We start from the raw sequence: 22237 nt of genomic DNA on the forward strand, positions 1-22237 counted from the left end.
AACGCCCAAACGTCATCGCGCGTCGCAACGGTTACGACGCCCTATTCCGCCGCAGCCTCAAAGCCCCGTCCGTGTCCGTTGCCGTTACCGTTTCCCGCGCCTGTGCCATTGGAGCCGCTGCGGCTGCTGCCGTTGCTGAACGGCGAACCGGAGCGATAGTTGGGCTTCAATGCGGCGGGATCGAAGTTGTCGACAGCAATCACGCGGGCGATCAACGCTTCGAGATCGCGCAACTGCTGACCTTCGCTTTCAGTCACCGCGCCTCTCTCGATCGCCTCACCGATCCAGTCGACGCCGTGATAGCGGTGGACGAGGCCGTCGCGCACCGCGCGATCCAGCTTCTTCTCCGCCTGCTCAGCGGCAATCGCCTTCTTCAGCGCAACTTCGAGCAGTCCGGTCGGATCATCGGGATCGTGCGACACATAGATGTAGCGCGTCAGCCGGTCGCGAACGTCCTGCGACCCCAACACAAGCTGCACGGCGCGCTGGCCCAGCTCATCCGGCGCCGGACGATAGCGTGCGCCGAGCGGAAACACCGCTGCGCGCATCGCCCAGCGCACCGACGCCACCGGGAAATTGTCGATGGCACCGCGCATCGCTTCCTGGAAACGATAAAGCCCGTTCATGGCAGCGAGATCGACGAACGTGCGATCAACCGAGAGCCTGCCGTCGTCCTCAAAGCGCTTCAGCACGCAGGCAAGGATGTAAAGTTCCGACAGCGCATCGGCGAGACGGCCCGAAATCTTCTGGCGCGTCTTCAGTCGGCCGCCGAGCGTCGTGATGGTGAGATCGGCCACGAACGCGAAGCTGCGGGATGCGCGGCCAAGGTGGCGATACCAGTTCGCGGTATCGAAGGATTTTTCCGGTGCCGGCACAAACATCGAACCGGTGATGCCGTGCAGGAACGCGCCCGCACCATTCGCGAATGTATAGGCCGCATGGCTTGAGAAGGCGCGGTCGAACTCTTCCAGCCCGCGCGCTTCGTTCTGATCCTGCGCCGCCTTGATCTCATCGACGAGATAGGGATGCGAACGCAACGCGCCCTGTGCAAACGTGATCAGCGTGCGCGTCAGGATATTGGCGCCTTCGACCGTGATGCCAATCGGAACCATCTGATAGGCCGATTGCAGATAGTTCGATGGGCCATCGCAGATCGCGCGGCCGCCGTGGATGTCGAACGCATCGTTGACCGAGCGGCGCATACGCTCCGTCGTCTGATATTTCATCAGCGCCGATAGCACCGATGGCCGTTCGCCGCGCGAAACCATCGCCGCCGTCACCGCGCGTGCAGCTTCGCTGGCGTAGGCGGTTTCGATCATGCGGGCGAGCGGCTCCTCAACGCCTTCCATGCGGGCGATCGGCAAACCGAACTGCCGGCGCAGGCGCGCATAGGCCGTGGTGAACCGCAGCATCGCCTTCGATCCCGCCGTCGCCACCGATGGCAGCGAAATTGCGCGGCCCGCCGACAAACACTCCATCAGCATGCGCCAGCCCTGCCCGGCCATCGCTTCGCCGCCGATGATCCAGTCCGCAGGAATGACAACGTTGCGGCCCCACGTCGGACCATTAGGGAATGCTGCACCCGATGGCAGATGGCGGCGGCCGATCTGCACGCCCGGATGATCTGCCGGGATCATCGCAACCGTGATGCCGGGCTCGGTGCCTTTGCCCAACAGGTTGTCCGGATCGAGCAGACGGAACGCAAGCCCGAGCAGCGTCGCCTTGGGCGCAAGTGTGATGTAGCGCTTGTCCCACGACAGGCGGATGGCGGGCTTGCCATCATCACCGCGGAACACGGTGCCGATATCGCGCATGGTCGCGGCATCGGAGCCCGACGTCGGGCCGGTCAGCGCGAAGCATGGAATGTCGTCACCCCGTGCCAGTCGCGGCAGGTAATGTTCTTTCTGTTCGTCGGTGCCGTATTTTTCGATCAGCTCACCGGGGCCGAGCGAGTTCGGAACCATAACGATGATGACGGCGTCAGGAGAACGCGATGCAATCTTGCCGATGATCAGCGACTGCGCCTGCGCGGAAAATCCAAGACCGCCGTGCGCCTTTGAAATCAGCATGCCCAGGAAGCCGTGGCGTTTGGCGAAATCCCAGATCTCTTCGGGAATGTCGCGCTGCTGATGGCGCGCTTTCCAGTTGTCGATCAGACCGCACAGCTCTTCGGTCGGCCCGTCGAGAAACGCCTGCTCCTCCGGCGTCAACATCACCGACGGCATGGCGCGCAGCTTGTTCCAGTGCGGCTCGCCGGAAAACAGCTCCGCGTCGAAGCCAACGGTGCCCGCTTCAAGCGCCTGTGTTTCGGTTTCGGATACCTTCGGCAGCGTGCCACGCACGCGCTCGAACAGCGGCCCGGTCACCCGCGCGCGGCGCAACGATGGAATTGCGAGCGCGGCAAAACTTGCAGCAGCAAACCAAAGCAGCGCGCCAAACAAACCCGCCGAACCATTGAAGGCGTCGGACTGCCAGAGCAGCGCTGCGATGGCGAGCGCAGCCGACCATGCCCACAGCGCAGGCTTGTACAGGCCAAGCACCAGAATGGCGCCGAGCAGCGCAACGCAAAACATAAGCCCGACCATAACCCCTTACGCCTCCATACGGATCTTGACGCCCTGTCTGCGGCGGCTCTGTTAAATTAGGGCCACGGCTGTTGCATTGGCGTTAAGCTCAATCCGGGCTTGCCGTCCGTCCTCAATCGAGGCGCCGATGGCTGAGCCAGAACCCTGATATCGCCCCCATATTACGGCACTCCGCCACCGCGTCTCAGCATGCGCGCCAACCTGTGGACAGCCTGTGGAAAACCCCGCGCATGACCTGTGGAGGGGTACGGCGCTCCTCAAACGCTCCAAGCGTCGAAAAAACAGTTCACCGTCTTCAACGCGCCAACGCTGCAAATGGATTGGCACCGGCCAACCGGGCGACGCATTGGCAGATGACCCGAAGCGGATTGCGGACGCACACTCTCTGGCAACAGCATTGGCGCATCGATCTCCACGCACAGTTGCAACATCAAAACCGTCACCGGCTGTTGATTTCACATGCGCGGTCTTGCCTCGTGGGACGGGATGGGTTCCGATGACTACAATGGGCCGCACGCTGCAAGGCGCGGTCGAATGTACCGCTGAACCGGCGGCGCTTATACGAAACCGAGGGCTACCCCCTCGGGTAGTCTTGTGACCTCTGCGAACCATTCGTGCTGCAGGTGCGAAGGGTAACGGATTTACATTGGGTCGCACCGTAAGGGCGGTTTCAAGCCTTGCCGCCGGGGCCTTCTCTGCCCTAACTTCCCCGCGTCGTACCATTCACTGCCAGCCCGGGCCTGATGCGCGCGTTCGCTATCGCGCCCTCGGAGGAATATTGATGACGATCTATCCTACTCTTGAAATCCCTGAGACCCTCGCCGCCGGCCCTGGCCCCGGCAACACCGATCCGCGCGTGCTTGAGCGCTTCGCCAAGACCGGCGTCGCCGACCACATGCAGAAGGACGTGGTGCGCGGCATGCTTGAGGCGAAGGAGATGCTTCGCGATCTCTGGGGCACCAAGAACGTTTATACTTATGGCGTTGCCGGCACCGGTTTCTCGGGCCTTGACTGCGTTCTTTCGCTGATCCTTCCGGGCGACACGGTCGTTGCATTCCCGAACGGCACGTTCTCGGGCATCGACAGCCTCACCATCCGCATGAAGGCTGCCACCGCTGAAGAACTGGCCGCCAACCCGCTGAACCCGAACGCCTCCAGCGTCACCATCGTTGAGACCCCGCACGGCAAGCCGGTCACCGGCGAGCTGGTTGACAAGGTTCTCGCCGAGAAGAAGCCGAAGTGGGCATTCATGGCGCACTGGGAAACCGGTTCTGGCCGCATCAACGACCTCAAGGGCTTCTCTGACGCTTGCGTCAAGAATGGCGTGATGGGCATCGTTGACGCCGTTTCGAGCCTTGGCGTTGCCGACTTCAACATCGACGACTATCCGGGTGTTGTCGCCTGGGCTTCGTGTCCGCAGAAGGGCGTGCTGGCTCTGCCGCTCACCTATGCGCCTGTCAGCTTCACCGACAAGGCCATCGAGCAGGTCAAGGCTCGCGGCTGCCCGTCGTACGTCCACCACCCGATCCTGAATGCCCGCCACTGGGGCATCATCGACGGCAAGGACGTGCCGAACGCTGCCTACCATCAGACGCATTCTTGCTACGCCGTTGCCTCGTTCCACGAAGCGCTGCGCATCATCCTCAGCCATGGCCGCGCCAACAAGGCTGCTGATTATGCCTACCACGAGAAGGCTCTGCGCCAGGCCGTCGAGGCTCTGGGTTGCGAAGTCACCTCGGACATGACGAGCCTCGTCGTTCTCAACCTGCCGGGCGATCTGGCCGGTAAGGAGAAGGACCTCGTTGCTGGCGCCCGCGCCAAGGGCTTCGGCATCTGGCCGACCCTGTCCGAGCCGGTACAGGTCCGCATCGGCATCCTGAACCAGCTCTCGCAGCAGCAGATCGAAGAAATCGTCAGCCGCTTTGCTGACGCCATGATCGAGATGGGCGCGAAGGTCGACAAGGCTGCCGTGCTCGGCGGTCTGAAGTCCTACTACGCAAAGGCTGCTTAATCGAAAGCAGCTCAGACAGCCTCCAGGCCGTCTGTTGCGTCAAATAAAAAGCCCGGGTTGCTTCGGCAGCCCGGGTTTTTTCATGCTTTCACTGCCTCGTGACACGATACTTGTGGATGAAGTCGTCACGCGTCCGCTGCAAACGGCCATTGCGCCGCAGCAATTATTGTCGTGCATCAGGCAGCCGCCACAGCCCCATTGGGGTAGGTGCCGCACGCCCTGCTCTGGTCAACTCCGGCGTCAGAAAGCCCCTGGACCACGCCTAGAGTGCTTCCGGAAAAGTGGGAACCGGTTTTCCGATAAGAAGCACGACAAAACAAACGGCTAGAGTCTTTCCGCGATTCAACGAAACGCCTGAAAGGCTCTAAAGCTGGCGCATCAGCGCCGTTCGATCGTTCAGCGCCTCGGCGATGATGTCGTGATACCAGGCCAGGCTTTCGTCGTAATTGCGCCGCCGCAGTTGCGCGCTCTCGCCCGGCAGCGAAACAAACGCATCCCGCGCTTGCAGATACGGCCTGCCGTCCCGCTGGCCGGGCTCGTAGTCAGCGCCGATCTTGATCGTGTCAGCTTCGGCAATCAGCGACCAGCAGGTGTTGCGATACCGGGCCAGAACTGCACGGTCGCCATTGATCGCCGCCAGAATATCGCCCGCCACGACACGGCCGTGGCTGTTGGCCGAATAGGCCGACTTCGGCATGTCGTTGGCAATCGTCGCATCGCCGATGACGTAAATGCCCTCCGCCTGCGCCGACATGAAATTCTGCGGTTGGATCGGACACCAGCCTGAAGCATCCGCACACCCCGCATCAATCGCAACCTGCCCCGCGGTTTGCGGAGGAATGACATTCACCACCGCGCCGCGCACCTTCAGGCCCGATGCCGTTTCAACCGTCATCTCCTTCGGGTCAACGCGCACGACGTTGTTGTCATCAATCTCGTTGGTGAGGTTGAGATCGATGATCCCGTCGTAATACTTGCGGAACGCCTCTTCGAACGCGGCCTGCTTGGAAAAGTACGGCTTGGCATCGAACAGCAACAGCTTCGAGCGCGGCTTATGCGTCTTCAGATAATGCGCGATCATGCACGCGCGCTCATAAGGCCCCGGCGGACAGCGATAAGGATTTTTTGGCACCGTCATCACCACGACGCCGCCATCGTCCATCGCTTCGAGTTGCGCCATTAGCAGTTGCGTTTGCGGCCCGGCCGTCCACGCGTGCGGCATCACCGCATCCGCGACCTCGGCGGAGTAGCCTTCGATTGCGTCGTAGCGATACGAGATGCCGGGCGACAGCACGAGATAATCGTATGCGATGGCGCTGCCATCACCGACGCGCACGCGCTTTTGCGCCCGATCGATCGCATCGGCCTGTCCGGTAACGACATCGATGCCAATCTTGCGCAGCCCGTCGTAACCGTGTTGTAGCGACTGGAACGTACGAAAGCCGCCGAAGACATGATTTGAATTGAAGCACGACGTGTAGATGGCGCGCTTCTCTATCACGGTGACGTTTGTATCGGGCGCCTGCCGCTTGACGATATGGGCCACCGTGCCGCCGCCTGCTCCGCCGCCGACCACCACGATCCGTGGCTTGGCGCGCACAACGGCGGGGGCGGCCAGCACCTCCGCTGCCTGGCTGCCAAACGCGGCGCCAGCAATCACTTGCCCGAATTGCCTGCGATTTATCATCTGGTGGCGCCTTGTTCCCGGCCGTGCGTAGCCATATCGTAGGCTTAGAGTGCTTCCGGAAAAGTGGGAACCGGTTTTCCGGCAAGAAGCACGGCCAAACAAACGGCTGGAGCCTTTCCGCGATTCAACGAACCGCTGAAAGGCTCAGCGCGCGCGCATCGGCAACTGACCTGTTGTAGGAGCGAGCGCTGCACGGCACTGGAGCCGACATGCTGGATCGACGGACATTTCTGCTTTCAGCCAGCGCAGCGGCCGCCACTGTTGCCCTTGTCGAAAGCGCGACGGCGCAAAACACGCAGCCGCTGGCGGCGGAGTATTCCGCTGAGTTCAAGTCCGAGCTTGCCAAGGTGCTGCAGCAGGCAACACCGCTAGAAAGCGGCATTGTGCTCGATCTGCCCGAGAGCGTCGATAACGGCGAATACGTGCCGATCACGATTGACGTTGCAAGCCCGATGACCCCGGATGATCACGTCAAATCCGTGTATCTGCTGTCGACCGCAAATCCGCGCGCTCAGGTCGCGACGTTCCATTTCACGCCGCTATCTGGAAAGGCGCGCGTCACCAGCCGCATGCGGCTGGCGCAGACACAGGATGTCGTCGTTGTGGCAATGCTGAGCGGAGATCGCGTGCTGCTTACGCAGCGTCTCGTCGATGTCGGCGTTGGCGGCTGCGGTATCTGATCGGGAGGCAAGGATGCGAAAGCCACCGCGTATAAAGCTTCCCTCGCCAATTCATGCCGGCGCTATCATCGAGATCCGCACACTGGCAACGCACGTGATGGAAACCGGCAACCGCAAGGATGGCGCCGGCAACATCATCCCGCGCAATATCATTCATACCTTCACGGCCAGCTTCAACGACAGCGAAGTATTCTCTGCCGATCTCAATTCAGGGATTTCGCCTAACCCCTACATCGCGTTTTTTATGAAGGTGCCGGGATCGGGCACGCTTACGCTGTCATGGCAGGACGACAGCGGCACCACGACGGTTGAGAAGATTGCGATCAACGTCACCTGAACACGCAGCGCAGCTATGTGCGTGGTTTCGGCGGCGCTATCTGTTTCGGGGCCGCAGCATCCGAGCGTGGCGGAAAAAATCTCTCCAATCCCAGCCGCGCAGTCAAAGCGCGTGATCTTTCAGCCAACGACTTCATGCTAGCGCGCAGAAACTGCTTCAGCCCGTCATATGACGCGCGCAACGTCGGCATCCATCGCTGCCAACCGGCCCGCAGCGACCGCATCGTCCGCCACTTGATCACGCGGCCCACGCGCCAGACCCAGGACGCGCGCAACCAGGCGAACACACGGCCCTTCCACGGAATGAATTTGTTGTACGCATAGGCGAACCAGCCGATCTGCATCAGTGCCGGCTGCGTCAGCTCGAATATGCGCGCGATCAGCGCCGTCGAAATGATCTTGGCTAAAAAGATCACGATCAGCGCGACGATGAAATGGCCGGTGGCGAACATATAGACGCCGATCAGCTTGGCCGGGATCAGCACCACGCTCGGCACGGTGAACACCAGCAAAGCGCCATAGGGCGGCAACGCGGCGATGGAGCGCTCCAGGTGCGCCCACAGCGGAAAACGCGCGAGCCTTGCCAGCGCGGCGCTGAGCGGACGCCAGCCCCACTCCTCGAACACGACGATCAGCGCTGCGAGAACATTAAGCGCAAACAGCAGCGGCGGTCGCAGCAGCAGCCATACCTGCCTGATGCCGGCAACAAGCAAACGGACCACGCCAGTTAGTCCGCGCACCAATCGACGGAGCGTCTCTGTCAGTAATCTGTTAACCGAAAAACTCATGGGACTGATTTCCGTCAGGCCGCCCACCGACCGAGAACGACCATAGCCGCAGAGCCTAAGCGGACGGATAACAGCGCCATTGCCCGAATGGTCTTTTCTCGCCGCCAGCGACAATCCCGGTGTTCAACGGCCCCGTTTTCCTCTCATGCGCGAACGCAGCCAAAGCATTTCCACCGGCGCATAGCTCAATTGCATAGCATCTCGGCGGAAAGCATTGACGGACGCCTGACAGTTCTATACTCTTATGGTCAACAATAAAGACAACAACGCTACGACCACAAGGAACGCCCCAATGAGACTAGCAACTTTCGCAACGTTCGCCGCAGTCATCATCGGCTTGAGCGGTGCAGCACTGGCAGCAGAGCACGAGATTAAGGTCAAGAACGCAGACGGCAAGGGCAAGTTCATGGTGTTCGAGCCTGACTTCCTGCGCGTCGAGCCCGGCGACACAGTGAAGTTCGTCGTCGTCGACAAAAATCATAACGCCGAAGCCATTCCTCAGGTTTGGCCGGAAGGCGTCGAACAGCTCAAGGGCGAGTTCAATCAGGACGCTGAGTTCGTGGCTGAGAAGCCCGGTTACTACGGCATCAAGTGCCTTCCCCATTACGGCATGGGCATGACGGCGCTGATCGTAGCAGGCGAGCCGACCAATCAGGCTCAGCTCGATGCCTACAAGCCCGCAGGTGGCGCCAAGAAGCGTTGGGACGCGATCCTGGAAAACCTGAAGAAATAATTTCGGGCGGCTACCCGCTTCCCCCGAACGGTGCTGGCGACGATCCCTGGATGGCACCCGTGTCGTTGCCGCGCCCGTGCCGGCCGCTCCCCAGGCGGCCGGCATCTCTTTTTCCGGTCAGCGCTGCTTGAGTATGTCTCAGCGGCGCTGCCCGGAATTTTTTTAGCGTTTCATCAATCGAATATCTTCGCTGGTCAGGGCTCCGGCGCGCTCGGCATCTTCCAATGCGTGGGCCAGTTCCTCGCGGGCCTTTTCCGCCTCGCGCTGATGCGCCCACAATTCCGCGTAAAGGCCACCGCTGGAAATCAGCTCCGTATGGGTGCCCTGCTCCATCACGCGGCCTTTTTCCATCACCAGAATGCGATCCGCGTTGATGATCGTCGACAGCCGGTGCGCGATTACCAGCGACGTACGCTCGCGCGATACTTCATCCAGCGCTGCCTGAATGTCGCGCTCGGTATGGCTGTCGAGCGCGCTGGTCGCTTCATCCAGGATGAGAATCGGCGGCCCCTTGAGTATCGTCCGCGCAATAGCCACGCGCTGCTTTTCGCCGCCCGACAGCTTCAGGCCACGCTCGCCAACCTTCGTTTCATAGCCCTCCGGCAGAGAACGGATGAACGAATCGATCTGCGCCAGTTGCGCTGCCCGGTAGATCTCCTCATCCGGTGCATCGGGCCGGCCATATTTGATGTTGTAAAAGATGGTGTCATTGAACAGCACACTGTCCTGCGGCACCACGCCGATCGCTGCACGCAGGCTTTTCTGCGTCACGTCGCGAATGTTCTGACCGTCAATTGTGATCGCGCCGGACGTCACATCATAAAAGCGGAACATCAGACGCGCGAGCGTGGACTTGCCGGCGCCCGATGGCCCGACGATGGCCACCATCTTGCCAGCCGGCACCGTGAACGTGATGTCGTGCAGCACCTGCCGCTTGCCGGCGTCGTAAAAGAAATCTACGTGGTTGAAGCGAATCTCACCCCGACTGACAACAAGCGGCTTTGCTCCGGGGCGATCCTCGATTTCCGGCGCTTCGCCCAGCAGCGAGAACATCTGCTCCAGATCGACCAGGCCCTGCTTGATCTCGCGATAGACCATGCCGAGAAAATTGAGCGGCATATAAAGTTGGATCAACATCGCGTTGATCATCACAAACTCGCCGATGGTGTGCGTTCCCATCACCACGCCGCGTCCTGCCATCAGCATGCAGGCCGTCATACCCAGCGTGAAGATCAGCGTCTGGCCGGTATTGAGAATGGCGAGCCAGCGGAATGTCTTGATCGCGGCGCGCTCATAGCGCGCCATTGAATCGTCAAAGCGGCGCGCCTCCAGTTCCTCGTTGCCGAAGTGTTTGACGGTTTCAAAGTTGAGAAGGCTATCGACCGCCTTGGTGTTAGCTTCGGTGTCGCTGTCATTCATCTCACGGCGAACAGCAATACGCCGCTCGCTGGCCGCGAAGGTGAACCACATGTACGCGCCGACGGTCACGTACATGATCGCGACATAACGCCAGTCGAAGTAGTAGAGCAGCATGCCCGAGACGAGCAGCAGCTCCACCACCGTCGGCACTACGTTGAGGATGCCCATGCGGATGATGAGCTCGACACCGCGCGTCGCCCGTTCGATCACGCGCGAGAGGCCGCCTGTGCGCCGCTCCAGATGGAACCGCAACGACAACCTGTGCAGGTGCGCGAAGGTGCGGTTGTTGAGCGCGCGCACCGCGTTCTGCCCCACCTCGGTGAAGATAAGGTCGCGCACCTGATTGAGCGCCATCATCAGCACACGGCCGGTGCCGTAGGCCAGGATCAGCATCGCGATGCCAACGGCGACACTGTACATCCCGGAGCTGCCCGTGCCCGCCGCCTCGGCGAGCCGATCGGTGGCGTCCTTGTAGAATACCGGCACCGAAACGGTGACGATCTTGGCCAGCAGCAGAACCCCAAACGCCACCACCACACGCACACGTAAATCGCGTCGATCGGCGGGCCAGACCAAGGGCAGCAACCCACGTAGCGCATCCCAGTGGCTGGGGCGCCGGGTGAGATAGTCCTGGCCGTTGCGGGTATCGCTGGAGGCGGCGCCGGGCGCCGATGGAGATGACATTAGGGCTTATGAACCTTGATGTAGAAACGGCGCGAAAGGCGCGCGCATGCCGCCGCAACGGCGAGCCCGCCAGTCATCGGCGCAACTCGGGGGTGCGGGTGATTGCGCTAGCATAGCCGGTTTTTAGCCGGTGTCCGAGTGAGCGCGCGAATTGCGACCAGATGCGACGGGACGCAGCCCGCGGCCAACTACAGCATGCGCTGACGCACCTGATCGCGGCGCGCCAGTTCACGCCCCGACGAGAGGCGATTCCGGATCAGCCGCGATGGTTGCGACGGATCACGCGGGTGCTTTTATGCTTCGCCCCAACCTTGCGGTACTGGCGACGCTCAACCTTCACCACACGCGGCCCGACATAAGTTGCGCCCGCAGCCAGCCGCTGTTTGCGCGGCGTAGCTTTGGCACAAAGGCAGGCGCACTGGCGCACTCGGTAACCGCGCTTGAGCGCAGGCGCAGTACGAACAACCGATGACGCCTGCGCCAAACGGTGCTGGCGCTGGCGGTACGCATGCTTTGCGGGTTTGCCATGGTGCGAGCGCGCGATCTTCCGCCCTGACGAGCGAACCGCATAGGCCTTTTTACCGGCACTGCCGGTGGCATGGACGGGCACGCGCTTGCGCGACTTCTTCTTGGCGACAGGCGGGCTCACCTCTGCCGTCAGCACTTCCTTACGTGCCTTGGGCACGCCGGTCGCGGTTGAAGGCACGGCCGGCTTGCGTTCCGGAGCTTGCTGAGCCGCCGGCTTGGGCTTGCGCTCAGGCGCGGATGCCGTCTTGCGTTCAGGCTTCCCAGGCTTTGGCGCTGTAGCTGCTGGCTTCTGCGCAGGCGCGTCGACCTGCTTCGACGCCGTTGCACGCGCGGCTGGCTTCTTCTCAGGAGAGACCGGCGTTTTCTTTTCCGGCACCGTCACATCCGGGGATTTCGCCGATGTCTGCGCCTTCGCACCGTTTGATGCCGCCACATCCTTGGACGCGGGGCGAGCATTGTTGGAAGCACCTGACGCGTCTTCAGAGGCGCGGGACTCATCTTTAGAGGCGCGGGACGCGACATCCCCACCCTTCGAGTTGGCCGCAACCTTTGGCGCAGTCGCGATCGAGGAGTGCTCCATCACGACCGTCTCACCGGCGGGCACACCGGAGCGGGCCAGCTCCGACGCAGGCGGTACCGGCGAAAGATCCACGCCGCCCTTCGATGTCGTCGGCAACGGCGATGGCACCGGCGCTGTGTATGACCTGATCGTCTCGTCGGCTATCGAAGCGCCGTCGTTCTGCGCCGCTGGTGGAACCACCGCGGGTGCATCGCCGGACTTCGCCCGACCAGCCGCCGCAGCCGCTGGCACTTTCGCCTCGGCCAGAGCAACTTGCTGTTCGCGATCAGCCTTCGCGCGCGCCGCCGCGATCCGGCGCTCAGCTTCGGCCTCGATCTCTGCCTGCCGCTTGGCTTCCGCCTCGGCTTCGGCCACCGCAGCGCGTTCAGCCGCTTCTTCAGCCGCGCGCCGGGATTTGGCTTCAGCTTCTACAGCGGCCTTGCGGCGCGTTTCCGCTTCGGCTGCAAGCCGCTGCTCTTCAGCCTGCCGTTTGGCTTCCGCCTCTTTCCGGGCGCGCTCGGCCGCTTCAGCCGCAAGACGCTGCTGCTCCTCGGCCAGACGCTTTGCTTCGGCTTCCTGCGCGGCCTTGGCCTTCGCGGCAACATCGGCCAGGCGCTGCGCTTCGGATGCGCGCGCCTGCTCGGCAGCCTTGGCAATCCGCCGTGCTTCCTCTTCGCGCTTGACGCGCGCCTCTTCCGCAGCCGCAGCGGACAGCAAACGGCGCGCCTCCGCCTCTGTGCGTGCAATCTCAGCGGCGCGTTCGGCCTCGGCCTGCTCCGCCCGACGCTGCTCCTCCGCCGCACGCACGGCCTGAGCTTTCGTTTCAATCTCCGCCAGACGGCGCGCTTCCGATGCCTTCGCCAGATTGGTGGCGCGGGCAATGCGCTGTGCTTCCTGCTGACGCTTCGCGGTGGCATCTGCCTCAGCGGCCAGACGCTGCTTTGCCTCTTCCGCCGCCAGCTGCGCTTTTTCAGCCGCTGCACGCTGGGCTTCGGCGGCCGCATCCGCTGCGAGGCGTTGCGCCTCCGCTTCACGCGCAATCTTGTTCTTCGCCGTTACATCCGCCAGACGCCTTGCCTCGGATTCCCTGGCAAGGCTCGTCTGCTCCGTCAGCGCAACGGTTGCCGCTTCGCGCTTGGCCTTGCGCTCAGCCTCAGCGCGCCGCTTGCTGGCGCGATCGGCCACCAGTTCCTTCGGCATAGCGATAGCAGCGGGAGAACCGGCAGGTGCGGGAGCACCGCCGGCCGTATCGGCGCGGCTGACCTTAACCGGCGGTGCCTTCTGCTCCTCCGGCTGCGCAAATTCGCTCGGCTCGCCCGGCAGCAGTTCGCGCAGCGGCTTGACGATCTCGTTGCGATAACTGCGGTTGGCACGCGCCAGCCAGTCGCGCACCGATTCCACAAAGCCGCCCCAGCCATGCGGCTCAGGGCTCTCGCCGCCCGCAGACGCGTTTGCGTTCTCGGGGGCGCCGGTTGCAGCGGCTATGATCGTGCCGGTTGAAATGCCATTGCGTTCAAAGGTGGCGGCCCAGTTCTCGCCGCTGCGCAACTGGGCAACAACAACGCCGTCATAGGTTTTGGCCGAACGGGCCAGCCAGTCCCAGACCGGAGCCAGCGCAGTATCGATCGTGGTCTCGGGCGTGCTCGCGTCGCCGCCCTTGGGATTGGCATCAGAAGCCACAGTCTCAGCGGCAGCAGGCGCAGCAACAGCGTTTTTCTTTTGATCCGGGGCCAGAAGATCGGAAAACTCTTCCGAGGCAGCCTTGGCCAGATCCTCGGCCTGCTGACGGACACCGCTCGGCGTCGCTGGCTGGCGCTCTTCGGCCCAAGCCTCGACCGGGGCCAAAACCGGGGCAATGACGGAGTTGGCCATACCAAAGACGGCCAACGCGAAAACGATACGCTTACTCGACATGGAACGCCCGCACCCTACCCGCATAACCCCAGCGGGACCGCTATTTGTGGCGGTTCTCTGACGGCCGCCAAGTTTATCCAAATCATTAAGCACATGACGGGCGGTGAGCCAAACCGTCATCAAAAAATCGGATAATGGGTTGATGCTGTGCAACAGGTCGGCACTGCGAAAACGGCCCGACAATCACCATATGGGTCTATGTCGCCGGATCATCCGGCCCCAAAACGGACCTTTGAATGAGCACGAAGAATATCAACGGAAACAACGATTTCGCCGCAACCCCACGCAACGTCTGCGTCTATTGCGGCTCCGGCCCTGGCATCAACCCCGCCTATGTCGAAGCAGCACGCACGCTGGGTGCTGCCCTCGCCGCCAACGGCATCGGCCTTGTTTACGGCGGCGGCAGCCTTGGCCTGATGGGCGAAGTTGCTGCGACCACACTGAAGCATGGCGGCCGCGTCACCGGCATCATCCCCGGCTTCCTGATCGAACGCGAAGCCATGATGGACGACGTCGACGAGCTGATCGTCACCGACAACATGCATCAGCGCAAACAGCTCATGTTCGATCACTCGGATGCGTTCGTCGCCCTGCCCGGTGGCATCGGCACGCTTGAAGAACTGGTGGAGCAGCTGACGTGGGCGCAGCTCGGCCAGCACAAGAAGCCGATCATCGTCGCCAACATTGCGGGCTTCTGGACGCCATTCCTCAACCTGCTGTCGCACATGAAGTCCGACGCCTTCATCCGGGCCGGTCTCGACGTGCGCTTTACGGTTGTCGGCGAGGCCAGCCAGATCGTGCCAGCAGTGCTCGGCGCATGGGCGCCGCAGCGTGAAGCCACCGACGAAGCGATCCTCGCCAAGTTCTAGACGCGGATTGCAGACGGTCGGTTCGAAGGCCAGCCGCGCGGCACCTGTTACTGCAGCAGTTCGTAATGCACCGGATTGCCAGGGCACGATGCGAACCCACACTCAAGCAACACGCTGGCCGCATTGAGCGCGGTCAGCGCCATGACAAGCGCAACCGCGCCCATCTCGAACTGGCCGCGCCGAGGCGTTGCATCGGCTGCATCGGATCGCGAGAACTGGCCGCCGAAACACAGCATCACGGCGGCCGCAAAGATTCCCGCAACGAAAACGATGAATGCCCACGTGTAAAAATGATAGCCCATGAAGGCCGAGCCGAAGCCGGCATCGCCCGGCATGATGTGCAGCAGGATCTGCCGCGCGGCTACCGAAGCGCCCAGCAGCGCTGCAAACAGCACCAGCGCGTAATGCAGCGGCTTAGGCCCGAAACGGATGGTCAGGATGGGCCCCACGGCCATCGCCACGAACGCCACCCGCTGCAACAGACATAGCGGGCACGGCAGCTCATCGTAGGCAAGCTGCCAGTAAAACGCGACCAGCAGCACCGCCGAAATCGCATAAAGCGCCAACGCGTTCAGCCTCACAGCCTGTTGCGCACTGATGTCCATCGATCGGTCGTCTCCTGGAGTGCTTCCGGAAAAGTGGGTACCGGCTTTCCGATAAGAAGCACGGGTTGAGAGAGTGATTCCGGAAAAGTGGCGCCCGGTTTTCCGAAACGCTGAAAGGCTCTAGAACGAAAGCGGCAACTCGGTTGTGGCATGGCGCATGAACAGCGCCGTCGCGAAGATCAGCCCGGCGAAGAACACATACAGCGCCGTTGTTGGCTGATGCCGCCAGGCAAGCCACATCGCGAGACCGAAATTCAGGAACGCGATAAAAAATTCCACAGGTCGCTCTCCTGCTACAGTGATTGCCAGTTAGCGCCGCAGCGGCCGGAAACCGGCAACCGGGGCAATGCGTTTCCCCAGTTGGCTCACCAAATGCCGTCGCGGCACGATCACGTTTCAACCCAACACCCGAATCGGCGCCGGATTCTGACAACCAACGATGACCATCGACATAGAACATAGCGCGAGTCGTGCGGCGGACCGCAGTGCAACCGCCACGAACATTGCGCAGGCGGCGGCACTGTTGCTCGCCTTCGGTGCGTTGGTCGCGCTAGTGTTGTGGCCCTATCTCGGCATCGGCGCGCCGGTCGTCGGTGCGCTCGCCGCAGCCGGCATCGCTATGGCAGCTTTCTATGTGCCGCCGGAACTCATGATGCGCCTTTACGGAGCGCAGCCGTATCAGGCCGGCGATCTTGCCCAGCTGGATCGCATCGCTGCCGAGCTAGCCCGGCGCGGAGGTCTGCCGCAGGCGCCGCGGCTGTACATGGTGCCCAGCCTGCAGCTCAGCATCTTCTCGATGGGGCGCCCCGCCCACAGCGCAACCGCCTTCAGCGAAGGGCTGCTGCGCCAACTGACCTTGCGCGAGATCACCGCCATGCTCGCCCGGGAAGTTGCGCATACCCGTCGCGGCGATCCGGTGCTGTTCGGCATCGCCGATAACATCTCGCGCGTTGCTCAGGCGTTCTATTATGCCGGACTGGTATTGGCGGGCCTCAACCTGTTTCGCGCCATCAGCGGCGAGGAACCTGTGCCGTGGACGACGGTGCTGGTGCTGGTCGCCAGTCCGGTGCTGATGACGCTGGTGCAGCTTGCGCTGTCGCGCAGCCGCGAGTTTGCCATTGACCGCGCCGCGACGCTCCTGACCGGCGATCCGATGGGGCTGGCCTCAGCCATCGCGCGCTTTGACATTTTAGCCGGCTCACCGCTCGATGACCTGCTGCCGCCGGTTCCGGCACGCAAAGTGCCGCTGCCGTCCATGCTGCGTCTGCCGCCACCGACCGCGCAGCGCATCGCGTTGGTCAGCTCGTTCCAGCCGCCGCCGATACCGCCGCTCGACACCGCTGAAACGCCACGTATTTCTCTGGTCGGGGCCGGGCCGATAAAATTGCGGCCGCGCTACCGCTTTCCCGGCGTATGGTTCTGATGAACGACAAGAATTCAGGCCCCATGACAGCCCCAAACCTGCAACAGAAGCCATTGAGGCGCTTGGCCACGCTTGCCTCACCCGCCGATTTACGCTTATCAGCCGGGCATGGCTGAGATGATGACAAACCGGGCGCGCCAGCGCATCGAGACAGATACCGAAGCCGCTGCGCTGATCGAGAGCATGCGTTCCGGCCAGCGGCGCGCCACTGCACTGGTCATCACGGAGCTGGAACGGCTGTCCGCCGCCTCTCCACTGCTGCTGCGCGCGATGCAGCCGCACCTCGGCCACGCTCTCGTCGTCGGCTTCACCGGCCCGCCCGGCGCCGGCAAGTCGACGCTGGTCAACGCGGTGATCGCTGAGCTGCGCAAGGCCGGCAAGACCGTTGGCGTCATCGCCGTCGATCCATCCAGCCCCGTTTCCGGCGGCGCCATCCTCGGCGACCGCATTCGCATGACTGCCGCGCTGGACGATGACGGCGTGTTCGTGCGCTCGCTCGCCAGCCGCGGCTATCTCGGCGGTCTGTCGCCCGCGGCTGTTCGCATCATCGATGCGTTCGACGCAGCCGGCCGCGATGTCATCCTGCTCGAGACCGTAGGCACCGGCCAGAACGAGATCGACGTCGCTGAAGTGGCTGACGTGCGCATCGTCATTTCCGCACCGGGCCTTGGTGATGACATTCAGGCGATGAAATCGGGCCTGCTGGAAATCGCCGACATCATGGTCGTCAACAAGGGCGACCGGCCGGGCGCTGAAGAAACCATGCAGCAGTTGCTGGGCGCGCTTTCCATCCGCGCCTTGCGCAACACCAAAATTCCAGTGCTGAAAACCACAGCCACCAGCGGTGAAGGTGTCGCCGAACTGGTCGAAGCGATGAGCGCCGATGGTGCGGGCCAGAACGCCAGCGAGCCGCTGGCGCGGCGGCGGCGGCGTGCGCGCTATCTCATTGCCCGCGCGGCGGCCGATCTTGTCGCCGCACGCATTCGTGCAGGCGGCGCTGCCAAACTGGATACGTTCGCCGATCAGGTTTTGGGCGGATCGATCCCACCGGAAGAAGCAGCGCGTCAGCTACTCAAGGCGCTATAAAATTCACCGCTACCCTCACAAGCGGTTGCAAAAAGGGCGCCCATCACAGGCGCCCTTTCCGTTTTCACTGCAGCGGTGGCAGTGCCGGTGATCAATTGTCCACCTGGTCTTCTTCAAGCTCCACGATCCCTTGCGGCGTGCCCACAATCACACCTTCGGACTGATAGCCGACACCGTTCTCACGCGCGGTTGGAACGCGCGCCATTGGGTTGTCGCTCGCCGCCGGATCGGTCGGCGTTCCGGTCTGCGGAGCAGGGAACGTGTTGGCCGTCGAGTTCGGATCAGGGAATCCATCCTGTGCCAAAGCTGCGCCACTGGCGGCAGCCGCCGCAAGCATTGCGAACACAGACGTCGCGATAACGGATGATATGTTCAGGCGTCTTTGCATTGCAGACTTCCTCTTTCAACGATGCATATCGCCCCTCGCTCAACCGTCACTGCTCAACTGCAACCGACGCCCTACGATTGAGCACGCCAAGTCTGTCGCCCCGACTTGACACGACCAAGCGCAATCAGCACCGTTGGTTTGTGCGGTGTAAAACTGCAGCGTGTTTTTGATCGGCGGCTCGAAACGTTTTCGCCGCGACATCAGGGGGAGCATAAGCGCCGGCATGGCGAAGAATGGCGCATCCGCAAGGCGCGGGCTTTTCGGCGGACAGCCGCAAGGGTTATCGACGCTGTTTTTCACCGAACTGTGGGAACGATTTTCATATTATGGAATGCGCGCGCTGCTGACGCTGTTCATCGTCGCGCCCATCGCTGCCGGCGGTCTGGGGCTCTCAACTGTCGAAGCCGCGCGCATTTATGGCAATTACACCATGGCCGTTTATCTGTTGGCCATTCCTGGCGGTTTCATCGCCGACCGATATCTCGGCGCGCACCGCTCCGTGCTTATCGGCGGCAGCACCATCGCCCTGGGTCATTTCGCGCTGGCTGTACCAACGCTGTGGGGCTTCTATCTCGGGCTCTGTCTCGTTGCCCTGGGCACCGGCCTCTTCAAGCCCAACATCAGCGCGCTCGTCGGCCGCCTTTATGCGCCGGGCGATGATCGGCGCGATGCCGGCTTTTCCATTTTCTACATGGGTATCAACATCGGCGGCTTGCTGGCGCCGCTGGTCACCGGATTTCTGGCGCAGAGCGCGTGGCTCAAGCAATGGCTCGCCGCGAACGGCTTCGATCCCGCCAGCAGCTGGCACTGGGGCTTCGCCGCTGCGGGCATCGGCATGACCATCGGCCTCATGCTTTACGTGCGGCGCATATCAACGCTGGATCATAGTCTCACAGCTGCGCCATCTATGTCGCGCGAAACATCATCGCCATATATATCGCCTCACGATCATTCATCGCTGCGGCCTGCGTTGCTGGTCGCAGGCGGCACGCTCGCCATTCTTGTGCTGACGCTGCTGTCTGACCGGCCCGAGCTGCAATGGTTGCGCGGCCTGTTCCTGTTACTGCCCGCAGGCGCCTGCATCTTCTTCGCGATGCGCGGCACATTGGCGGCAAAACATCTGGCGGCAATGTTCGTGCTGTTCATTGCCTCCATGATCTTCTGGGGTATTTTCGAGCAGGCCGGCATCACCATCGCACTGTTCGCCCAGGAGCTGACCCGCAACGAAGTGCTGGGCTGGAGCTTCCCTGCTGCCTGGTATCAGTCGCTCAATCCGCTGTTCGTCATTCTGCTGGCGCCACTGTTTGCAACGTTGTGGCTGCGCCTCGGTTCGCGCCAGCCATCCAGCCCCGTCAAATTCGTGCTGGGGCTCTCGTTTCTTGCCGCATCGTTTCTGCTGATGGTGCCCGCCGCCATGCTCACCGCCGAGGGCCGCATCAGTCCGCTGTGGCTTGTCGGGCTGTTCTTCCTGCAAACCACGGGCGAACTTCTGCTCAGCCCGGTCGGCCTTTCCACCATGACCAGGCTTGCGCCGCCGCAACTCGTCGGACTGGTGCTGGGCGTATGGTTCCTGTCGATGGCTTGGGGTAACAAGATCGCCGGCATCCTCGGCGCGGGCTATGACTCCGCCGATCCATCCGCGCTTGCGGGCTTCTTCCTGCAACAGGCACTGATGGTCGGCGTCGCAATCGCGCTGCTGATTGCGCTGGTGCCATGGCTGAAATCGCTGATGCGCGACTTGCGCTAGCCGCCGTCGAAGCGAAGCATCGCATCACGATTTGCGGCAACGTCACGCGTGCTCTAAACCGCGCGCCCTACAGCCTGCTCGACTACGCGCGCGGCGTCCTTCATCAGCTTGTAGTTGATGGCGTCCAGCAGCGCTTCAAAGCTGGCGTCGATGATGTTGGGCGAAACGCCTACGGTAAACCAGCGCTCGCCCGTCACCGTATCGAGGCTTTCAACCAGCACCCGCGTCACAGCCTCGGTGCCGCCGGTCAGGATGCGCACCTTGTAATCAACCAGCTCGACGTTCTCGATGTGCTTCTGGAAGCGTCCGAGATCCTTGCGCAGCGCGCGATCCAGCGCATTCACCGGGCCGTTGCCTTCACCCACCGACCAGATCGGCTCGTCCGCACCGTCGATGGAAACCTTCACGATCGCTTCCGCCACCGTTACCAGATCGCCCTGTGCGTTGTGGCGGCGCTCCACCATCACGCGAAAACTGTCGACGGAGAAATAACGCGGCACCTCGCCCAGCATGCGACGCGCCAGCAGTTCGAATGACGCTTCGGCGGCTTCATAGGAATAGCCCGCCGCTTCGCGCGATTTTACTTCGTCCAGCACGCGCACCAGCACGGCTTCATCGCGATCGACCGGAATGCCCAGCTTCTCCATCGCCGCCAGAATGCTGGATTTCCCGCCCTGCTTCGAAACCAGCAGACGGCGGCGATTGCCGACGCTTTCCGGCGCAACATGCTCATACGTCTGCGGATCCTTCAGGATCGCTGAAGCATGAATGCCGGCCTTGGTTGCGAACGCGCTTTCGCCGACATACGGCGCATGGCGATCGGGATTGCGGTTCAGGATCTCATCCAGAATGCGGCTGGCGTGCGTGAGCTGACGCAAGCGCGCGGGCGTAACACCGGTTTCAAAGCGATCCGCAAACTCGCTCTTCAGCAGCAGCGTCGGGATAATGGAGGTGAGGTTGGCGTTGCCGCAGCGCTCACCGATGCCGTTCAGTGTGCCTTGAATCTGGCGCACGCCCGCGCGCACCGCCATCAGCGAATTGGCCACCGCATTTTCTGTGTCGTTGTGCGTGTGAATGCCCAGATGGCTGCCCGGCACCACCTTCGTCACGTCGGCAATGATGTGCTCGAATTCGTGCGGAAGCGTGCCGCCATTGGTATCGCACAGCACCACCCAGCGCGCGCCGGCTTCATAGGCGGTGCGGGCGACAGCAAGCGCATAGGCAGCGTTGCCCTTGTAGCCGTCAAAGAAATGCTCGCAGTCAATCATGGCTTCGCGGCCGCTGGCGACAATCGCCTCAACCGACTGCGCGATCGCTGCCAGGTTCTCATCGTTGCTGATGCCGAGCGCCACGCGCACGTGATAATCCCACGCCTTCGCAACGAGGCAGATCGCCGGGCACTTCGCGGCCATCACGGCCTGAAAGCCGCTGTCGTTGGAAACCGAGCGCCCCGCGCGCTTCACCATGCCGAAAGCGGTCAGCCGCGCAGTTTCCAGTGCCGGCGGATTTTCAAACAGGCGCGTGTCGGTGGCGTTCGCCCCCGGAAAGCCGCCTTCAACGTAATCAACGCCGAGATCATCCAGCACCGCAGCAATGCGGCGCTTCTCCTCAACGGAGAAGTCGATGCCGGTCGTCTGCGCGCCATCGCGCAGCGTTGTATCGAACAGGTACAGACGCTCTTTGCTCATACACTCAACTGTCGTTATCGACGGCGCCTAGGCGCTTCTTCATGGTGGTGTTGGCGAGCCACTGATCATCTCGCGGCACCATGTTTCGTTGCATCGCCTGATAGCCACGGTCCGCGAAAAACGCCTCCGCAGTATCGCTGGCCTCGACAGAGATTTCCTTGGTGCCCCGCCCCTGCGCAAGCCGCTCGACGGCTTCCGCCAACGCCGACCCAACCCCCTGTCCGGCATAGTGTGGATGGACGAATAACATCTCCACCGTGTCGTTGTTCTTAAGAGCCGCAAAGCCTGCGTGGCTACCACCGACCAACGCCACCAGAGTTGTCATGGAGGCAAGCTTCTTGGCAAACGCATCGGCGTCGGCCGCTGATCTGGCCCAAGCGATGCGCTGGTCCTCGTCGTAGTCGTCCGCAGTCAACTCCTCGATCGACTGTGCGAAAAGCTCGCGCAGCGCCGGCGTGTCGGCGGGCAGAAAGGGACGAAGCGGGATTGAGGATGCCATAGCGAACG

General features: G+C 62.4%; 18 protein-coding genes. 8 read left to right on the forward strand and 10 right to left on the reverse strand.

All coding sequences use genetic code 11. From position 1 onward, the window contains the following. Positions 1-41 precede the first annotated feature (41 nt). Complete coding sequence (locus tag C6Y62_RS10690; protein ID WP_173953893.1) at positions 42-2585, reverse strand: acyl-CoA dehydrogenase; 2544 nt, start codon at positions 2583-2585, stop codon at positions 42-44. Between the two features lie 781 nt (positions 2586-3366). Here C6Y62_RS10690 and C6Y62_RS10695 point away from each other — a divergent pair. Then, positions 3367-4596 carry a pyridoxal-phosphate-dependent aminotransferase family protein gene (locus tag C6Y62_RS10695; RefSeq protein WP_068458937.1) on the forward strand — a complete coding sequence of 410 codons (1230 nt, stop codon included), beginning with the start codon at positions 3367-3369 and terminating at the stop codon, positions 4594-4596. 364 nt (positions 4597-4960) lie between these two features. On the opposite strand, the gene C6Y62_RS10700 is transcribed toward C6Y62_RS10695, so the two are convergent. Continuing rightward, positions 4961-6256 carry an NAD(P)/FAD-dependent oxidoreductase gene (locus C6Y62_RS10700; RefSeq protein WP_338074476.1) on the reverse strand — a complete coding sequence of 432 codons (1296 nt, stop codon included), beginning with the start codon at positions 6254-6256 and terminating at the stop codon, positions 4961-4963. A gap of 236 nt (positions 6257-6492) precedes the next feature. Between C6Y62_RS10700 and C6Y62_RS10705 the strand changes: the two genes are divergently transcribed. Then, positions 6493-6963 (forward strand): thiosulfate oxidation carrier protein SoxY, encoded by a 471-nt coding sequence (locus tag C6Y62_RS10705; RefSeq protein ID WP_173953895.1) that lies wholly within the window; start codon positions 6493-6495, stop codon positions 6961-6963. Between the two features lie 13 nt (positions 6964-6976). Further along, the gene (gene soxZ, locus C6Y62_RS10710; RefSeq protein WP_173953896.1) at positions 6977-7300 is read left to right on the forward strand and encodes a thiosulfate oxidation carrier complex protein SoxZ; all 324 of its coding nucleotides are present in this window, start codon (positions 6977-6979) and stop codon (positions 7298-7300) included. 13 nt (positions 7301-7313) lie between these two features. Here the strand turns inward: soxZ and C6Y62_RS10715 are convergent, their stop codons facing one another. Beyond that, on the reverse strand, positions 7314-8087 hold the full coding sequence (locus C6Y62_RS10715) for a hypothetical protein (protein ID WP_173953897.1): 774 nt from the start codon (positions 8085-8087) through the stop codon (positions 7314-7316). A 292-nt stretch (positions 8088-8379) separates the two neighbouring features. Between C6Y62_RS10715 and C6Y62_RS10720 the strand changes: the two genes are divergently transcribed. Further along, positions 8380-8820 carry a pseudoazurin gene (locus C6Y62_RS10720; RefSeq protein WP_068459169.1) on the forward strand — a complete coding sequence of 147 codons (441 nt, stop codon included), beginning with the start codon at positions 8380-8382 and terminating at the stop codon, positions 8818-8820. Positions 8821-8982: 162 nt separating this feature from the next. On the opposite strand, the gene C6Y62_RS10725 is transcribed toward C6Y62_RS10720, so the two are convergent. Together C6Y62_RS10725 and C6Y62_RS10730 are read right to left on the reverse strand one after the other, a co-directional pair. After that, positions 8983-10923: an ABCB family ABC transporter ATP-binding protein/permease gene (locus C6Y62_RS10725; RefSeq protein WP_173953898.1), complete on the reverse strand. Its 1941-nt coding sequence runs from the start codon at positions 10921-10923 to the stop codon at positions 8983-8985. 256 nt (positions 10924-11179) lie between these two features. Beyond that, positions 11180-13924, reverse strand: a complete 2745-nt coding sequence (locus tag C6Y62_RS10730; RefSeq protein ID WP_173953899.1) for a hypothetical protein — start codon at positions 13922-13924, stop codon at positions 11180-11182. A gap of 236 nt (positions 13925-14160) precedes the next feature. Here C6Y62_RS10730 and C6Y62_RS10735 point away from each other — a divergent pair, with 236 nt between their 5' ends. Continuing rightward, positions 14161-14793 carry an LOG family protein gene (locus C6Y62_RS10735; RefSeq protein ID WP_173953900.1) on the forward strand — a complete coding sequence of 211 codons (633 nt, stop codon included), beginning with the start codon at positions 14161-14163 and terminating at the stop codon, positions 14791-14793. A gap of 47 nt (positions 14794-14840) precedes the next feature. Here C6Y62_RS10735 and C6Y62_RS10740 read toward each other — a convergent pair whose 3' ends face one another. Beyond that, entirely contained in the window at positions 14841-15398 is a 558-nt protein-coding gene (locus tag C6Y62_RS10740) for a disulfide bond formation protein B (RefSeq protein ID WP_210258037.1), read from the reverse strand. A 120-nt stretch (positions 15399-15518) separates the two neighbouring features. Beyond that, positions 15519-15677, reverse strand: a complete 159-nt coding sequence (locus C6Y62_RS10745) for a DUF5993 family protein (protein ID WP_173953901.1) — start codon at positions 15675-15677, stop codon at positions 15519-15521. Between the two features lie 160 nt (positions 15678-15837). On the opposite strand from C6Y62_RS10745, the gene C6Y62_RS10750 reads away from it, so the two are divergent. Further along, entirely contained in the window at positions 15838-16821 is a 984-nt protein-coding gene (locus C6Y62_RS10750) for a zinc metalloprotease HtpX (RefSeq protein ID WP_173953902.1), read from the forward strand. Positions 16822-16938: 117 nt separating this feature from the next. Next, positions 16939-17907 carry a methylmalonyl Co-A mutase-associated GTPase MeaB gene (meaB, locus tag C6Y62_RS10755; protein WP_246274569.1) on the forward strand — a complete coding sequence of 323 codons (969 nt, stop codon included), beginning with the start codon at positions 16939-16941 and terminating at the stop codon, positions 17905-17907. Positions 17908-17998: 91 nt separating this feature from the next. Here the strand turns inward: meaB and C6Y62_RS10760 are convergent, their stop codons facing one another. After that, entirely contained in the window at positions 17999-18295 is a 297-nt protein-coding gene (locus C6Y62_RS10760) for a hypothetical protein (protein ID WP_068459145.1), read from the reverse strand. A gap of 223 nt (positions 18296-18518) precedes the next feature. Here C6Y62_RS10760 and C6Y62_RS10765 point away from each other — a divergent pair, with 223 nt between their 5' ends. Further along, on the forward strand, positions 18519-20042 hold the full coding sequence (locus tag C6Y62_RS10765) for a peptide MFS transporter (RefSeq protein WP_173953904.1): 1524 nt from the start codon (positions 18519-18521) through the stop codon (positions 20040-20042). 53 nt (positions 20043-20095) lie between these two features. Here C6Y62_RS10765 and cimA read toward each other — a convergent pair whose 3' ends face one another. Both cimA and C6Y62_RS10775 read right to left on the reverse strand, forming a co-directional pair. After that, the gene (gene cimA / locus C6Y62_RS10770) at positions 20096-21730 is read right to left on the reverse strand and encodes a citramalate synthase (protein ID WP_173953905.1); all 1635 of its coding nucleotides are present in this window, start codon (positions 21728-21730) and stop codon (positions 20096-20098) included. A 4-nt stretch (positions 21731-21734) separates the two neighbouring features. Next, positions 21735-22229 (reverse strand): GNAT family N-acetyltransferase, encoded by a 495-nt coding sequence (locus tag C6Y62_RS10775; RefSeq protein ID WP_173953906.1) that lies wholly within the window; start codon positions 22227-22229, stop codon positions 21735-21737. Positions 22230-22237 lie beyond the last annotated feature (8 nt).

It is taken from the genome of Hyphomicrobium sulfonivorans, from assembly GCF_013306565.1.
Taxonomy (GTDB): domain Bacteria; phylum Pseudomonadota; class Alphaproteobacteria; order Rhizobiales; family Hyphomicrobiaceae; genus Hyphomicrobium_A; species Hyphomicrobium_A sulfonivorans.

Coding starts and splice junctions, on each gene's coding strand:
- C6Y62_RS10750 (WP_173953902.1), top strand. CDS start 15,838: ATGACCATCGACATAGAACATAGCGCGAGTCGTGCGGCGGACCGCAGT.
- C6Y62_RS10735 (WP_173953900.1), top strand. CDS start 14,161: ATGAGCACGAAGAATATCAACGGAAACAACGATTTCGCCGCAACCCCA.
- C6Y62_RS10740 (WP_210258037.1), bottom strand. CDS start 15,398: ATGGACATCAGTGCGCAACAGGCTGTGAGGCTGAACGCGTTGGCGCTT.
- C6Y62_RS10695 (WP_068458937.1), top strand. CDS start 3,367: ATGACGATCTATCCTACTCTTGAAATCCCTGAGACCCTCGCCGCCGGC.
- meaB (WP_246274569.1), top strand. CDS start 16,939: ATGATGACAAACCGGGCGCGCCAGCGCATCGAGACAGATACCGAAGCC.
- C6Y62_RS10690 (WP_173953893.1), bottom strand. CDS start 2,585: ATGGTCGGGCTTATGTTTTGCGTTGCGCTGCTCGGCGCCATTCTGGTG.
- C6Y62_RS10725 (WP_173953898.1), bottom strand. CDS start 10,923: ATGTCATCTCCATCGGCGCCCGGCGCCGCCTCCAGCGATACCCGCAAC.
- C6Y62_RS10760 (WP_068459145.1), bottom strand. CDS start 18,295: ATGCAAAGACGCCTGAACATATCATCCGTTATCGCGACGTCTGTGTTC.
- C6Y62_RS10705 (WP_173953895.1), top strand. CDS start 6,493: ATGCTGGATCGACGGACATTTCTGCTTTCAGCCAGCGCAGCGGCCGCC.
- C6Y62_RS10775 (WP_173953906.1), bottom strand. CDS start 22,229: ATGGCATCCTCAATCCCGCTTCGTCCCTTTCTGCCCGCCGACACGCCG.
- C6Y62_RS10730 (WP_173953899.1), bottom strand. CDS start 13,924: ATGTCGAGTAAGCGTATCGTTTTCGCGTTGGCCGTCTTTGGTATGGCC.
- cimA (WP_173953905.1), bottom strand. CDS start 21,730: ATGAGCAAAGAGCGTCTGTACCTGTTCGATACAACGCTGCGCGATGGC.
- C6Y62_RS10765 (WP_173953904.1), top strand. CDS start 18,519: ATGGCGAAGAATGGCGCATCCGCAAGGCGCGGGCTTTTCGGCGGACAG.
- C6Y62_RS10720 (WP_068459169.1), top strand. CDS start 8,380: ATGAGACTAGCAACTTTCGCAACGTTCGCCGCAGTCATCATCGGCTTG.
- C6Y62_RS10715 (WP_173953897.1), bottom strand. CDS start 8,087: ATGAGTTTTTCGGTTAACAGATTACTGACAGAGACGCTCCGTCGATTG.
- soxZ (WP_173953896.1), top strand. CDS start 6,977: ATGCGAAAGCCACCGCGTATAAAGCTTCCCTCGCCAATTCATGCCGGC.